Source organism: Leptospira sp. GIMC2001 (genome assembly GCF_028462125.1).
Classification (GTDB): Bacteria; Spirochaetota; Leptospiria; order Leptospirales; family Leptospiraceae.
In genome coordinates, this window is the sequence record NZ_CP115468.1 from 1,905,438 (window position 1) to 1,920,527 (window position 15,090).

A 15,090-nucleotide genomic window follows, 5' to 3' on the forward strand; every position below is an offset into this window, starting at 1 on the left:
TGGATTGAAGAAAACGTTTCATGAACTCCAAAAAAATTCTAATCTCAGGTACAAACGGATTTCTAGGAAGCTTTCTTATGAAATCAAAATTTTCAGAAATTCATGAACTGATTCCAGTTTCCAGAAATTCAGAGAATCGCATCGTTACTTCAGTGATCGAAAAATCGCAGAGTGAGCTTCCAATAAATAAACCAGTAAAATTTCCCAGCATGAACAATGCAGATGTTGCGATTCATCTTGCTGGACTTGCACATGAAACCAAAAATGCATCCGATCGCAATTCCTACTTCCAAGCAAATGTTGAACTCACAGAATCTTTTTTACACTCTGCATCCGAGCTCGGTGTAAAACATTTTCTTTTCTTTTCTACAATCAAAGTCTATGGAGAAGGTTTTAGCAATGATGCCATAAAGGAAGATTCGAAACCTTCACCTTCGGATATTTATTCCGAGACAAAATTGCTTGCTGAAGAGTTGATCCAGAAGAAAGCAAATTCACTGGGAATGTCTTATACAATCATTCGTCCGCCACTTGTCTATGGTCCAAATCCAAAGGCAAATATTCTATCCATTATGAATTGGATTCAGAAAGGTTATCCAATTCCAATATCGAGTCGATTGAACCGACGTAGTTTTGTTTCGACCTACAATATTGAATCCATGCTCTTACAAATCCTGGAGAGTAAAGCATCCAAGAATCAAATTTTTCTTGTTCAAGATCCAAGTCCTTTTTCTACTCTGGATTTGATTGAATTTATCGCAGAGGCTTTTGGGAAAAATTCCCGCACTCTGAAGATTCCCCATAATTTGGGTAAGATCATTTTTTCTGCACTAGGTAAGGGAAGAGCTTGGGACAAATTGAATGGAGATTTATACATGGATGATCGATCTAGTCGAGACAAATTGTCGTGGTCTCCACCTCATTCGACCCGCGAAGGCATTTATTCCATGGTTCAAGGCTTGTTCAAAATTTGAACAAAACATGTTGACAAATCCCCGATAGCCAGAAATTTTAAATAATTCTGTAACTTACGCGGCGGAGCTGCGTACACTCACCCGATTTAGAACAATTTCATTGTTTTTTAGGACAAATAAATATTTTTATCCCTGCATTCATTAGTTTTTTGATCGCTTTGGTCGTGGTTTGGATCTGGCAGATGATCCTTCGAAAAAAGGAAATCTATGATCATCCTAACCATCGTAGCTCACATATGATTCCCACACCAAGAGGTGGCGGAATTGGAATCTTTATCGCATTTATTCTTGTTTTTGGTTGGAGTCTCGATTGGACTTCGCCCGATTTCGCGTTGAGTGATTGGACTTGGTTTTTTCTTGGTGCAGTCAGCATTTTCTGGATCGGGATTTGGGATGATTTTCATTCGGCAAGAAGACGAACAAGACTTGCCATTCAACTCTTTGCTAGTGTTTGTCTTCTTCTATGGTTGATGGATCCTTTTCAAAAATGGATTTATAGCCTTTCGCAAATGGCGATTTTAAGTAGAATTTTTTCTGATTATCCCATCCATCTACTAGGTCAGTTGCAATTCATTTCCGTTCTCATGCAGATTGTTATTCTCATTGGCTTTGTATGGGTGATCAACCTATACAATTTCATGGATGGAATCAATGGAATCGCTGGTTTGCAGTCAGCATTTATGGGACTGTCCATTTCCTTTTTGGTTTATACATCTCATGGATATTCTGAGATCGTTTTAGGTTTTCTCGTTTTGGCTTTTGCAAGCTTAGGTTTCTTGGTTTGGAATTTTCCCATCGCAAAAGTATTCTTAGGTGACTGTGGAAGCAATTTTATTGGCTATATGCTTGCTGGATTTTCGGCATGGTCCTATCTATCTGGTTCTATAGAAATTTGGAGTTTGCTTGTTTTGAGCTCGCTTTTCTGGATCGATGCAACTTTTACACTTTTCAAAAGAGCCTATAGACGAGAGCGAATTTTCGATGCACATAAAGATCATGTCTACCAGATCCTATCCAGATTATGGAATAGTCATAGTTATGTGAGTCTTTTGTTTTTATTTATAAACTGTTTTATCCTTTTTCCCATCTCAGTATGGATTCAATCCAATCCAGATTGGGGTTGGTATGTATTTCTTGGATTGATGATTCTTTATTTAGGAATTTATACTTTTCTTAGCAATCTTTCGCACAAAACCAATGGCACCAGAACTACAACATAAACTATTAAGAGTTCTTCAGAACAGTCCCAACATTTCGCAGCGTGAGTTGTCGGAAGTTTTGGGTATTAGTTTGGGACGTGCCAATTTTTGTCTCCAAGCTTTGATTGAAAAAGGATTTATCAAAGCAAAAAATTTTAAGAATAATAAAAACAAACTTTCTTATGTATATCTTCTTACTCCTCAGGGATTGCAAGAGAAGGCAGAATTAACTAGGAAATTTTTTGAAATCAAGAAAAGAGAATACGAAGAATTGAAAAAAGAAGTGGAAGCGCTCAATCTTCCTGAAGAACCACCTGAGCAAAACAAAGAAATTCCCGTAATTGGATAAGAAGAGAAAGCAATGAGTATAATTTTAGTAACAGGCTGTAATGGACAATTGGGTTATGAGCTTCAGATGTTGTCTGATGTGATGGAGAATTCCGATCATTTTCTATTTCTTGATAAGAGTCAATTGGATATTACTGACAAATCAGCAATCGAGAAAATTTTTGCAGAAAACAAAATCATCTCGGTGGTTAATGCAGCAGCCTACACAGCTGTTGACTTGGCTGAGAAAGAAAAGGATCTCTGTCATAAAGTAAATGTTGATGGTGCAAGGAATTTAGCTGAAGTATCTGCTGATCATAAAGTTAAATTCATTCATGTATCTACAGATTTTGTTTTCGATGGTTCCAAATCAACTCCTTACAAAGAGGATGATGCAAAGAATCCCCTCGGTGTCTATGGATCAACAAAGTCTCAAGGAGAAGACGAAGTTCTAAAGGCGTATCCAAATTCACTCATCATTCGTACGTCTTGGGTCTACTCATCGTATGGCAAAAACTTTTTTACAACGATTCTGAGGCTTGGTCAAGAAAAAGAAGAAATAAAAGTCGTAGCAGATCAAATTGGAACTCCCACATGGGCAAGGGATCTAGCTTGGTTTGTCTATGAGGCACTTGGAACGAATGCTTCTGGAATCTATCATTTCACAAATGAGGGAGTTGCTAGTTGGTATGATTTCGCACATACTATCGTTGATGCTATGGGACTGGATTGTAATGTTCTGCCCATCACAACGGAGCAGTATCCAACAGCTGCAAAAAGACCAAGCTATAGCGTGTTAAATAAAGAAAAGACTCGCAAAGAATTTGGTTTCGAGAACAACCATTGGCGTGATGCAGTGCTCGCTCTTGCTGCAGAGCTAATGGATGGAATGGACGAAGGCGAGGAAGAGGAATAGGTCGAAATTCTCAAATCTGCATTTTAGATATTTTCAAAACATAAACTAACAGTCATGTCATCTACTAAGCGCGACCGTGCTATTATGATTCTTCAGAAAGAAATTTCTGTTTTTGTGTATGATGCAGTTCAGCTAGAGGGAATCAATTTTACTCTTCCCGAAGTGCAAACTCTACTGGAAGGTGTAACGATCGGAGGACATAAAATATCTGATCAAAATATTGCAATCAACCAAGGACTTGCATGGAAGCAACTGATAAGTTGGATCAAGGATGATGAATTTGAATTAACTATTACTAAAGCCTGCGATCTACATGCAGTCGCGGCCAAAGAGGATGCTCCGGAATGGGGCAAATTTAGAAGTGGACCCGTATCAATAGCGGGAACAAACTACAAGCCTCCTGAATCAAAAAATTTAGAATTTCGATTCAATCAAATGATAGAAGAATCAAGTGAAATTGCTGATCCAATCAATCGTGCAATTTCTGTTTTTTTACAAATGGCGAGAAATCAGTTTTTCTATGACGTAAACAAACGCATGGGTAGATTTTTTATGAATGGAATATTAGTAAATGAAGGCTTGCCTCCGATCAATTTGCCTGTTATCAAAAAATTAGAATTCAATAAATTGATGCTAGATTATTATCCAACTGGTAAAGAGCAAGCAATGAATGATTTCCTACGTGGTTGTATAAACCCCTATCATTGGGAAATTCTAAAAGACTAATTTTTAATAGTATAATTTGACTGAACAACAATCATTAATCGAAAATCAAGTCCATGTACTTTGGGTTCAATGCAATGACAAGCCTGGACTCATTCACGCAATCACTGCTTACTTACTCGCAGCTGAAGCAAATATAATTTCAAACCAGGAATATGTTGAGCCATTAGATCAAATTTTTTTCTTGCGAGCTGAATTTCAGATCAAGGATTCGAAACAAGAGATTATTTCAGAAATAAAAAATTGCCTAAGTAAAAGTCTGCCAGATCAATCCATAATTGAAATTGACAGACTCAAAAAACAAAAAGCGGTAATACTTGCATCCAAAGAAGCACATTGCCTTGGCGATATTTTGCTAAGATCAAGATTTCAAGAAGTGAATCTAGAAGTTCTATCAGTTGTTGCAAATCATAAAATTCTTGAAGAACTTACAAACGACTTTCATATTCCGTTTATTCATATAAGCAATGAGAATAGGGAGAGAAATATTGTTGAGTCAGAAATTGATGAAGTTCTTAGAAAACTAAATCCTGATCTAATCATCCTCGCTAAATATATGCGAATTCTTTCTGCAGAATTTACCAAGAAATGGGCAGGTAAGATTCTAAATATCCATCATTCTTTTCTTCCTGCATTTGTTGGTGCCAAGCCCTATACTCAAGCTTATTTGCGTGGTGTCAAAATCATTGGTGCAACCGCACATTTCGTAACAAGTGAGTTGGATGAAGGCCCAATCATCTCTCAAGATGTGATACCTGTGAATCATGCTTATTCTCCTGAGAAATTGGCAATGTTCGGAAAGGACCTAGAACGAAATGTTCTTGCACGAGCAGTTCGATTGGTGATTGAAAAACGTGTAATGGTCTATAAAAACCGGACTATAGTTTTTGAATAAACTACAGATGTTTTAATCTCAATTCTTTCCCGTGTGTGATCTTGATTGATTTAAGCAAGCTCTAGTTACTTTGCGTTCAAATAATGAACGAATCGGCTTGAAAAAAAATCTGCAATGCCGAACAGTGGATTTATAAGATTTGGAAAGAATTTTTTTTTGATTCCTACTTGGTTCAAATGCAATTTCTAAATCTATTTTAAGCTCTATGGGACTCATGGGGCGAAGCTGTGTTTAGCGATCCTGATTGGTAGTCTACTATGAATATACAATTGGATTTTAAAGATTTCGAAATCCTCAATACGATTTTTAACCGATATAATGTATCCGATTCAGTTTCGATCTATGGATCTCGTGCGAAAGGTTCAGCTAAAAAATACTCAGATTTGGATGTGTTGTTAGATTTTTCGAACCATGATATAGACAATAAGTCCAATCAGGCTATCTTTTATGAATTAGATGAAGACTTAATCAATAGTGATCTTGCTTTCCGGGTTGATCTGAAGAATCAGAGTAAACTCAACCAAGAATTTCTAGGTCGAATCTCCGAAAGCTTAATTTCATGGAAAAGAATACAAAATGAGTTTAGATCTTAGTCCTTTCTATAAATCTCTACAGAGTCTAGAAAATAGTCTAGGGGATTATAAGCTTGCCTATGAAAGTGATAAGAAAAATTTCCTGATTACATTACAGGCGGGCGTTATACAAAATTTTGAAGTAACATATGAATTGGCGTGGAAATTTATTAAGCGATGGCTTGAAGTAAATATTAGCCCGAATATTACTATGGGGATTACCAAAAAAGAATTATATAGGTTAGCGGGTGAGAATGGTTTGATCGACAATGTTGAAGATTGGTTTGAATATCATAAAGTCCGCAATGAAACTGTGCATACCTACGACAGGGAAGTAGCATCTAGAGCTTTCGATATTACAACAAAATTTTTAAAATCAGCAGAATTGCTGAGAAAAAGTCTAGAATTGAGAAATGATTAATGATGAAAACTGATTCTAAAATTTATATAGCAGGTCATCGCGGGCTTGTTGGTTCCGCTTTAAAACGGGTTCTTGAAAAAGAAGGTTACACCAATATCCTTGGTAAGACTAGACAAGAACTGGATCTAACCGAACAATCCGAAGTCAATGCATTCTTCAAAATGGAACGTCCTGAATATGTATTCTTATCTGCGGCTAAAGTAGGTGGGATACATGCAAACAATTCCTATCCTGCAGAATTCATTTTCTCCAATATTCAGATTCAAAACAATATCATTGACGCATGTTATAAATTTGGGGTAAAAAAATTAGTCTTTTTAGGTTCATCTTGTATCTATCCTAAATTTGCCAAGCAACCTATGGACGAAAGTCAATTATTGGATGGCAAATTAGAACCAACTAATGAACCATATGCTGTCGCAAAAATTGCAGGAATTGTAATGTGTCAGTCTTACAATCGCCAGTACGGAACGAACTATATTTCTGTCATGCCAACCAATCTTTATGGACCAAATGATAATTACCACCCAGAGAATTCACATGTCTTACCAGCACTTCTGAAGCGGATTCATGAGGCAAAAATTAACAATTCACCTGAGGTTGTTATATGGGGGACGGGTAAGCCATTGCGTGAATTTCTTTATTCCGATGATATGGCAAGAGCTTGTTTATTCTTAATGAAAAACTATGATGTGACGGCTGATTCAAAGGGTGGCGAGCATGTGAATATTGGATCAGGCATTGAAGTCTCCATAAAAGAATTAGCCGAAACCATTCAAAGAGTCGTTCAATATCCTGGAAAGCTAAACTTTGATCTAACTAAGCCAGACGGAACCCCTAGAAAATTGCTTGATGTATCTAAACTCCATCGAATGGGCTGGAAGCATGAGGTTGAATTGGAAGAGGGAATTACCAATGCCTACAAGGACTTTCTTGAAAATGGTGGAGTTGAGAGATAGATTTAAATATCAAATATGAAAAAATCTCTAACATCCGAGGAAGTTTCCACAATTTCTAATTACTTTTCCAAAAATTCGCAAATACTGGCCATTTATTTAATGGGATCTGCAGCTCGTGAATCATTAAAACCTGGAAGTGATATAGATCTAGGTATTTTGCCAATTGACGGGGAAGAAGTTAGTTCAAGCGATCTTATGAAATTTATTGGTGACTTGGGATATGAATTGGGATTTGATTTTGATTTAGGAATTCTTGGATCAAGAAATCTTGTATATTCTAAAGAAGCTATCTTTAAGGGAAGATGTATTTTTACAAAAGATGAGATTGCAACAAAAAAGAAAATTAACACTCTTTTATCCATGTATTACAATTTTCAATTTGAACGTAGAGACGTTTTAAATGCCTATAGAGTCAGATGATATTATTTCTAATAAAGTTAGTATAATACAAAGAGCAATCAGTAGAGCTCTTGCAGAGTTTAGGAAAAATCCAGAATTCACAAGTTATACAGAGTTAGATGCACTAATTTTAAATTTAGAGCGTGCTTGTCAGGCAGCAATTGATCTGGCAATGCATCTAATTGCGGAAAAGCAGTGGGGAGTTCCTCAGTCTAGCGCCGACGCTTTTAGAATTCTTGAATCTAAATCATCGATTAGTAAAGATACAGCAAAATCCCTTATTTCTATGGTCGGATTTAGAAATATAGCCATTCACGAATATCAAAAACTAAACTTGGATATTGTATCGCAAATTATGAAGGTAGATTATCTAGTTTTTCAGAGATTTTGCGATGAGCTTGGATTTGCTATAAAATTCGAAGATTTAAACTAACCACAAAGTTCTCAAATGTTTCCACAAAGAACGCAAAGGGAAGAAAAGTAGAACAAATTATTGAATTATTTTCTAATATGCTAAGCCAAGAAGAAAAATTAAATCTAATGAAAAGTCTCTGTTGGGATTATACCACATCTCCACAAGATTTACTAGATCTAACTGAAGGTCGAGTAGAAGAGGCAGGTGCCTTCGACACGGTAGGTTGGTTTGTTCGTTGTTTGCAAAGTCTTCCCTGGCATGTTTTGGTTCCCTTATACGGAGGAATCGAGAGAGTAAAGATTCTGCTTACGGAAGACGTAATCAAACGTGTCTGGCCAGCGTCTAGGAGAGAAAATTTTGAACGAATCAGAAAAATTTTATCTGGAGAGCCTGTATCCCCTTCAAGATGGGGTGCTGAGTTCCATAAGGAAATCAACAACACCATTTTTTCTAACCGGTGGTACCGCTCTCAGTCGCGCATATTTAAACCATCGCTATAGTGATGACTTAGATTTCTTTGTAAATTCAGATAATGATTTTATTATACATGTCGAACAATGTCTTAGTCAATTATTAGATGATGAATATATTTGGAATGAAAAAAAATTTATAAAAACTAAAGACTTTTGCCAGTATTTTATTTATACAAATCACAAGCCTGATGTTGTTTTGAAAGTGGATTTTGTTAATGATATAGCTAGTCATTTTGGTGGAATTCTAGAAACTGAATTATTTATTAAAACAGATTCAGTGCGAAATATCTTAAGCAATAAAATATCCGCTTTGTTTCGATTGGCCGCAAAAGATGTAGTAGATTTGGTTTATCTTGCTGCTAATTATAGTTTTCATTGGTCAGATATTATAAATGAAGCTAGAGAAAAGGACAGTGGAATCGAAGCAACTGTAGTTTCGGAAATTCTAAAAACTTTTCCAGTTAAGAAGTTGGATGAAATAAATTGGGTTGTAAAACCAAATAATGAACGATTCATGTTGAACCTTATGCAGATGGCGAAAGATTGCATTGAAGTGAAGGCGAATAGTTTGTATATTCAATAGTAATATTTAATCAAAAGGATTTAAAAATTTTTTGCTAGATTTTTAAGTTAAAATCTGCACCAAAACGTATAATTCATTATGAAATCTCCTAATACAAATATCATCCATCTAGTCAATAGCTCCATAAAACACCGGGAGCTGATCTGGAATATGACAAATCGAAATGTCTTGGGTAAATACAAAGGTTCTAGTTTCGGTTATTGGTGGTATCAGAAAACTAAATCTGGTTTTGCGGATGTAGTGTAGGGCATTGGTAAGCGTAGTCGTTGGTTCGGGAATTATTGGATCATGGATTGCATTGCAATTGGCTGAAGCAAACGAAGAAGTTTATGTTTTTGAAAAATCTGAGAATGCTGGAGATGGAATCAGCGGAAGAAACTCTGGTGTTTTGCATTCAGGGATATACTACGATTCCAATTCTTTAAAGTCTAAGTTTTGCCTGCGAGGATATGATTTAGCAATTCCTTTTTTTCAGAATCATAATGTACCTTTTTCAGTATGCGGTAAGGTAATTACTTCTGGCTTGGGTGAAACAAAGCAAGCAGAACAAGATAAAGAACTAGAAATCGAAAAGCTTCTTGAAAATGGAAGAAATTTAGATATTCGTGATATTGAAATTAAGAGAAATCCGGGAAATATTTGGAAGCATGTCGAAGGAACTCTCGCACTATGGATACCTAAAACCGGTGTAGTTGATGTATCTAGTTATCTAAAAGCTCTATGGAAAGCATGTGAAGATAAGGGAGTTTTTTTTCTAAAGAATAAAAAAATATCCGTTGATAAAGGTCAAGTCTATTCTATAGATAGCACGACTCAAAAACGAGAAGACATTCAAGCAGATCACTTTATAAATGCTTGCGGATTGCATTCAGATGATCTGATTGAGCAATCAGGTCAATTTGGATACGAAATACGTCCCAATAAAGGTGAGTACTTTCGTCTCAAGAAAACACTGCCTTATCAAACTCTAATCTATCCATTGCCTATGAAAAATTCAACTGCATTGGGTGTGCACTATACTTTTCATTTGGGTGGTGAAGCTTATGCTGGACCGAATTCAAATTGGGCTGAATCGAAAGAAGACTATAGAATTCAAACTCCTCGCGAAGTCTACTACCAATCTTTAAGAAATATATTGAATTATTATAAAGAAGATGATTTAACTGAAGGTTATGTAGGACTGCGTCCTAGACTTTTTTATAAAAATGAAGCAATCAAGGATTTTAAAATAATTCAAGAATCTAATTGGATTCATCTTTTGGGAATTGAAAGTCCTGGTCTAACATCTGCTCCAGCAATTGCTGAGGAAGTTGTTAGATTGGTGACGAAATAATTTTACGTCTTGTATAAATTAGAAGAGTGAGTAAATAAATGTTAAAATTAGAAGATCATTACAAGGATTACAGAGAAAAATTGAATCTGGCAATGGCTCCTGAAAGAGCAGCTGAAATTGAAAAGCTTGCTTTAGCATTGCAGGATGCATGGATCAATAAGAAATATGTATACTTTTGTGGGAATGGTGGAAGTGCTGGGAATGCCATACATTTAGCGAATGATTTTAATTATGGCATAGACAAAGGGGGCGGAATCGGACTCAGAGTCGAAGCACTTCCTGCAAATTCTGCAGTAATCACTTGTATTGGAAATGATGAAGGATATGAAAATATTTTTTCTCAACAAATAAATGTTAAGGCCAATGAAGGTGATGTTTTAGTAATTTTATCGGGAAGTGGTAATTCCCCTAACGTAGTAAAAGCTTTAGAAGCAGGAAATAAAATTGGAATGAATACTTTTGCAATATTAGGTTTTTCTGGTGGCAAATGCAAATCCATCGCTAAGAATCCAATTCATTTTCCCATTGACGATATGCAGATCGCAGAAGATTTACAGCTTATTGTAGGTCATATTTGTATGCAGTGGCTGTATGCCAACGGTCGAGGTTAAAATTTGAAAGCTATTGTAACAGGTGGTTGTGGATTTATAGGCAGTCATTTAGTAGATCTACTTCTAGAAAATAAAATAGATGTTACTGTAATTGATAATTTCAGTACAGGTAGACCATTAAATTTACAGCATGTAAAAGACAAAGTTGAAATAGTTCAAGCTGATATAAGCGTAAATGGAGATTGGGTTTCTCATTTCAAAAATACTGACCTAGTTTTTCATATTGCTGCGTTAGCTGACATTGTTCCAAGTATTCAGAATCCTGACACATATTTTCAATCCAATGTAGTTGGAACTTTTAATGTATTGCAAGCAGCAAGAGATGCTCATGTAAAAAGATTTGTCTATGCAGCTTCTTCTTCTTGCTATGGAATTCCAGAAGTTTACCCTACTCCAGAGAATTCCGAAATATTACCGCAATATCCTTATGCACTTACAAAAAGAATGGGCGAAGAGCTCGTTATGCATTGGGCAGAAGTATATAAATTGCCTGCAGTTTCGTTAAGATTTTTTAATGTATATGGTCCAAGATCGAGAACTTCAGGAACTTATGGTGCCGTTTTTGGTGTATTTCTTGCTCAGAAACTAGCCGGTAAACCTTTTACGGTCGTTGGTGATGGAAAGCAAACTAGAGATTTTACATTTGTAACCGATGTAGCAAATGCAATTTTTACCGCTGCGAAATCGGATAAGGTTGGTGAAATCTATAATGTGGGAAGCGGGGCAACCATTTCCGTAAATCGTATTGTAGAGCTGTTGGGTGGTGAGAAGGTTCACATTCCCAAGAGACCAGGTGAGCCTGATTCAACTTATGCGGACATTTCCAAAATCAAGCGAGAATTGAATTGGTCACCAAAAATTTCGATCGAAGTAGGAGTTGGCGAATTGCTTAAGCATATTGACTATTGGAAAGAAGCTCCAGTTTGGACACCTGACAAAATTCAAGAAGCAACTTCAGATTGGTTTAAGTTTCTAGGAAATGAGCAAAAATAAAATTTCTGCACTTTTACTTGCTGCAGGTTTTGGAACTAGACTCAAACCCTTTACTAATATTCTACCCAAGTGTTTGATGCCAATCAGTGGGATTCCACTTCTAGAAATTTGGCTAGATAATTTAAAGAAAATTTCCATTGATAAAGTTTTAGTTAACCTTCATTATAAGAAAAAAGTTGTAGAAGAATTTCTGAATAGATCGAAATTCAATAACTTCGTTACACCAGTTTATGAAGATGAACTTTTAGGAACAGCAGGAACAATTACAGCCAATTATTCATTCTTTAAGGATAGAACTGTTTTACTTGCACATAGTGACAATCTATGCATTTGCAATTTTGAAGAATTTCTGGATTATCATTTAAATAAAAGACCGAAGAATACTTCTATTACTATGATGACTTTTCGTACTGATACACCTGAGACTTGTGGAATCGTTGAGATCGATTCCGAAGGTATTGTGAATAATTTCTTCGAAAAAGTTGAGAACCCACCTGGCAATCTAGCAAATGCTGCAATTTATCTGATCGAGCCTGAAGTTATTGATTGGATAGCCTCGAATGATTCGATTACGGATTTCAGCAATCAAGTTCTTCCAGAATGGATAGGAAAAATTGCTACATGGGAAAATAAAGAGACCATGGCTGACATTGGAAATCCCGCTTCTCTGATAGCGAATCAATCTGTTATGATCGATCATGAATTGTTAACAAATGATTCATGGTCTAAAGAATTTTCCTCACATCCAATTCATAAAATGATTAGAGACTACAATTGAGCGCAATTTCAAAAATTAAAAGTATTTCTAGTCAGGAAGATCTCAATTCTTTAGGCAGCAGCAATGAAACTGTTTTATGTTTCGGACATTTTAATGTAATTCATCCAGGACATATTCGTTTTTTACAATTTGCTAAATCCTTAAATAAGAAACTGCTAGTCTGTGTTTTAGGTGATCACTTGATCAGTCAACCTGAGCAGTCAAGATATTTTAAGATGATGGAGCGAGCTGAAGGTGTTGCTTCTCTTCATTTTGTAGATGAAGTAGTTGTCTTGGATGATGTTTCGCTTGAACTATTTATTGAGAAAATTAAACCAAAATCATTGGTATTGGGAAGTGAGTGGGAACGAAAGCCTTTACCAGAAATTGCCAATGCGATAGCTACGGTAGAAAAGTTTGGCGGGAAGGTTCATTTTCAGGCTGGAGAAGTCCACTATGCAAGCGCAGACTTATTGCATAGCAGTCAAGAAATTCTAGATATCGAAAAGCGTTCTTTATTTTTACAAGCATGCAAAAGACAAGGAATTCAAATAAGCAGTCTTGTTGGTATTATAGAAAAATTTACAAAAACAAGAATTCTTGTAATCGGTGATACGATAGTCGATCAATACGTTGCATGTGATGCAATTGGGATGAGTGCAGAGGCTCCTGTACTTGTTGTTCGAGAAATGGAATCCAAGGAATTTGTGGGCGGTGCTGGAATTGTAGCAGGTCACCTAAAAGCACTTGGATCGGAATCAATTTATCTGTCTGTTGTTGGAAATGACTCGAATGCTCAAATCGTAGAAGACGATTTAAAAAAGCAAGGGGTAGAGACTTATCTGATTAAAGATGAGTCAAGACCTACGACATTTAAGATTAGATACATGGTTGAAAACCAGAAACTCTTTCGTGTGAGTCGCATGAAGGAACATTCTATTTCGAAAGAAATTGAAGATTCCGTTATTGAGAAATTACGAGCCTTATCGGATTCAATCCATGGGATTCTTGTTTCTGATTTTGTGTATGGTATGATCACTGAAAGAATTCTCAATGAAATCGTTGATATAGCCAAAAAGAAAAATTTGATCTTGTTTGGTGACCTTCAATGCAGCAGTCAGGTTGGGAATGTAACGAAATTCAAAAACTTTGATCTACTTACTCCAACGGAAAGGGAAGCAAGAATTGCTCTAAGCAATCATACTGCTGGAATTGAATCTGTTGCAAATAAAATTCTGGATTTGACTGAATCAAGACAACTAGTAATTAAATTAGGGTCTGAAGGATTTATTTCTTACTCCAATTCTAAATCGGACAAATTTCTAAATAAGGAACATTTTCCAGCGTTGGTTTCAAACCCAGTTGATGTCGCAGGTGCTGGAGATTCTTTGCTTGCCGCAATGTCTGCATGCTTACTTGCGGGCGCAAATATTATGGAAGCTTCCGCGATCGGTGCTTGTATGGCTGCACTATCAGTTCAGACCGTCGGAAATATTCCGATTCAAAGTAATAAATTAATCAATTATATAAGAAAGCTAGGAGAATGAATTTTGTTAAATTTTAAAAATATTTTTATAACTGGTGGAGCCGGATATGTAGGCGCTGTCTTGGTCAAGCGGTTACTAGACCATGGTGCCAAAGTTACAGTTCTTGATCTAATGCTCTATGGTGATGATGTAATTGATCCGAATCCAAATTTAAATATGGTTAAAGGTGATATACGAGACCAAGCATTGTTAAATAAATTAATTCCAGGACATGATTTGGTAATTCATCTTGCTTGTATTTCGAATGATCCAAGTTTTGAACTAAATCCCAATCTAGGAAAATCCATAAATTTGGATGCGTTTAGACCGCTAGTTGAGATTTCGAAATCAAATAATGTGAAGAGATTCATCTATGCTTCTTCTTCCTCGGTTTATGGAGTTAAAGAAGAGCCAAATGTCACTGAGGATTTTACACTAGAGCCACTCACGGATTATTCTAAGTTCAAAGCTGATTGTGAGAAAATTCTTTCCGAATATCAATCTCCTGATTTTACTACTGTAACCATTCGTCCTGCAACAGTCTGTGGATATTCACCAAGGCAGCGATTAGATGTAGTTGTAAATATTTTGACAAATCTTGCTTATCATAAAAGAGAAATATCCGTGTTTGGTGGTGATCAATTGCGACCTAATATTCATATTGAAGATATGGTTGATGCATATATCGCTCTGATCAATGCAGATGATGATAAAATAGCTGGTGAAATCTTTAATGCTGGATATGTAAACTACACAGTCTTGCAATTGGCGGAAATGATTAAAGAAACAATTGGAGATGATGTTAAGTTAATCCAAACTCCTACAAATGATAACAGATCTTACCATGTATCCTCAGAAAAAATATTTAAAAAATTAAATTTTAAAGCAAAGCGATCCATTCAAGAAGCCGCGAACGATTTAAAAGTTGCATTTGAGAAAGGACTTTTACCGAACTCACTTACTGATGAGAAATATTTCAATATAAAAAGGATGCAATCCGTAGAATTAAGGTGA

At 36.0% G+C, this 15,090-nt stretch carries 18 protein-coding genes; all 18 read left to right on the top strand.

Annotated features, from left to right (window positions below):
• The first annotated feature begins 20 nt into the window (after window positions 1-20).
• The 18 genes from O4O04_RS10335 to O4O04_RS10420 all read left to right on the top strand — a co-directional run bounded on the left by O4O04_RS10335 (window position 21) and on the right by O4O04_RS10420 (window position 15,090).
• Window positions 21-974 carry an NAD-dependent epimerase/dehydratase family protein gene (locus O4O04_RS10335; protein ID WP_272535862.1) on the top strand — a complete coding sequence of 318 codons (954 nt, stop codon included), beginning with the start codon at window positions 21-23 and terminating at the stop codon, window positions 972-974.
• Window positions 975-1,156: 182 nt separating this feature from the next.
• Window positions 1,157-2,194, top strand: a complete 1,038-nt coding sequence (locus O4O04_RS10340; protein ID WP_272535864.1) for an MraY family glycosyltransferase — start codon at window positions 1,157-1,159, stop codon at window positions 2,192-2,194.
• Window positions 2,172-2,522 carry a MarR family EPS-associated transcriptional regulator gene (locus O4O04_RS10345; RefSeq protein ID WP_272535865.1) on the top strand — a complete coding sequence of 117 codons (351 nt, stop codon included), beginning with the start codon at window positions 2,172-2,174 and terminating at the stop codon, window positions 2,520-2,522. Before O4O04_RS10340 ends, O4O04_RS10345 begins: the two co-directional genes overlap by 23 nt.
• A gap of 12 nt (window positions 2,523-2,534) precedes the next feature.
• Entirely contained in the window at window positions 2,535-3,416 is an 882-nt protein-coding gene (gene rfbD / locus O4O04_RS10350) for a dTDP-4-dehydrorhamnose reductase (RefSeq protein ID WP_272535866.1), read from the top strand.
• A gap of 54 nt (window positions 3,417-3,470) precedes the next feature.
• The gene (locus O4O04_RS10355) at window positions 3,471-4,142 is read left to right on the top strand and encodes a Fic family protein (RefSeq protein ID WP_272535867.1); all 672 of its coding nucleotides are present in this window, start codon (window positions 3,471-3,473) and stop codon (window positions 4,140-4,142) included.
• Between the two features lie 16 nt (window positions 4,143-4,158).
• Window positions 4,159-5,034: a formyltetrahydrofolate deformylase gene (gene purU / locus O4O04_RS10360; RefSeq protein ID WP_272535869.1), complete on the top strand. Its 876-nt coding sequence runs from the start codon at window positions 4,159-4,161 to the stop codon at window positions 5,032-5,034.
• A gap of 257 nt (window positions 5,035-5,291) precedes the next feature.
• Window positions 5,292-5,627 (top strand): nucleotidyltransferase family protein, encoded by a 336-nt coding sequence (locus tag O4O04_RS10365; protein WP_272535870.1) that lies wholly within the window; start codon window positions 5,292-5,294, stop codon window positions 5,625-5,627.
• Window positions 5,611-6,027: an HI0074 family nucleotidyltransferase substrate-binding subunit gene (locus O4O04_RS10370; RefSeq protein ID WP_272535872.1), complete on the top strand. Its 417-nt coding sequence runs from the start codon at window positions 5,611-5,613 to the stop codon at window positions 6,025-6,027. Before O4O04_RS10365 ends, O4O04_RS10370 begins: the two co-directional genes overlap by 17 nt.
• A gap of 2 nt (window positions 6,028-6,029) precedes the next feature.
• On the top strand, window positions 6,030-6,986 hold the full coding sequence (gene fcl, locus O4O04_RS10375; RefSeq protein ID WP_272536067.1) for a GDP-L-fucose synthase: 957 nt from the start codon (window positions 6,030-6,032) through the stop codon (window positions 6,984-6,986).
• 15 nt (window positions 6,987-7,001) lie between these two features.
• Window positions 7,002-7,406 carry a nucleotidyltransferase domain-containing protein gene (locus tag O4O04_RS10380; RefSeq protein ID WP_272535874.1) on the top strand — a complete coding sequence of 135 codons (405 nt, stop codon included), beginning with the start codon at window positions 7,002-7,004 and terminating at the stop codon, window positions 7,404-7,406.
• Window positions 7,387-7,818 (top strand): type VII toxin-antitoxin system HepT family RNase toxin, encoded by a 432-nt coding sequence (gene hepT / locus O4O04_RS10385; protein ID WP_272535876.1) that lies wholly within the window; start codon window positions 7,387-7,389, stop codon window positions 7,816-7,818. Before O4O04_RS10380 ends, hepT begins: the two co-directional genes overlap by 20 nt.
• A gap of 339 nt (window positions 7,819-8,157) precedes the next feature.
• Window positions 8,158-8,856, top strand: coding sequence for a nucleotidyl transferase AbiEii/AbiGii toxin family protein (locus tag O4O04_RS10390; protein ID WP_272535878.1), 699 nt, complete (start codon window positions 8,158-8,160; stop codon window positions 8,854-8,856).
• A gap of 250 nt (window positions 8,857-9,106) precedes the next feature.
• Window positions 9,107-10,189 carry an NAD(P)/FAD-dependent oxidoreductase gene (locus O4O04_RS10395; RefSeq protein WP_272535879.1) on the top strand — a complete coding sequence of 361 codons (1,083 nt, stop codon included), beginning with the start codon at window positions 9,107-9,109 and terminating at the stop codon, window positions 10,187-10,189.
• A gap of 38 nt (window positions 10,190-10,227) precedes the next feature.
• Window positions 10,228-10,800: an SIS domain-containing protein gene (locus O4O04_RS10400; protein WP_272535880.1), complete on the top strand. Its 573-nt coding sequence runs from the start codon at window positions 10,228-10,230 to the stop codon at window positions 10,798-10,800.
• A gap of 3 nt (window positions 10,801-10,803) precedes the next feature.
• Entirely contained in the window at window positions 10,804-11,793 is a 990-nt protein-coding gene (locus tag O4O04_RS10405) for an SDR family oxidoreductase (RefSeq protein WP_272535881.1), read from the top strand.
• Window positions 11,780-12,571, top strand: a complete 792-nt coding sequence (locus O4O04_RS10410) for a nucleotidyltransferase family protein (RefSeq protein WP_336297499.1) — start codon at window positions 11,780-11,782, stop codon at window positions 12,569-12,571. Before O4O04_RS10405 ends, O4O04_RS10410 begins: the two co-directional genes overlap by 14 nt.
• Window positions 12,568-14,097: a PfkB family carbohydrate kinase gene (locus O4O04_RS10415; RefSeq protein ID WP_442915941.1), complete on the top strand. Its 1,530-nt coding sequence runs from the start codon at window positions 12,568-12,570 to the stop codon at window positions 14,095-14,097. The genes O4O04_RS10410 and O4O04_RS10415 overlap by 4 nt, the downstream gene beginning before the upstream one ends.
• Before the next feature lie 3 nt (window positions 14,098-14,100).
• Window positions 14,101-15,090 carry an NAD-dependent epimerase/dehydratase family protein gene (locus tag O4O04_RS10420; protein WP_442915943.1) on the top strand — a complete coding sequence of 330 codons (990 nt, stop codon included), beginning with the start codon at window positions 14,101-14,103 and terminating at the stop codon, window positions 15,088-15,090.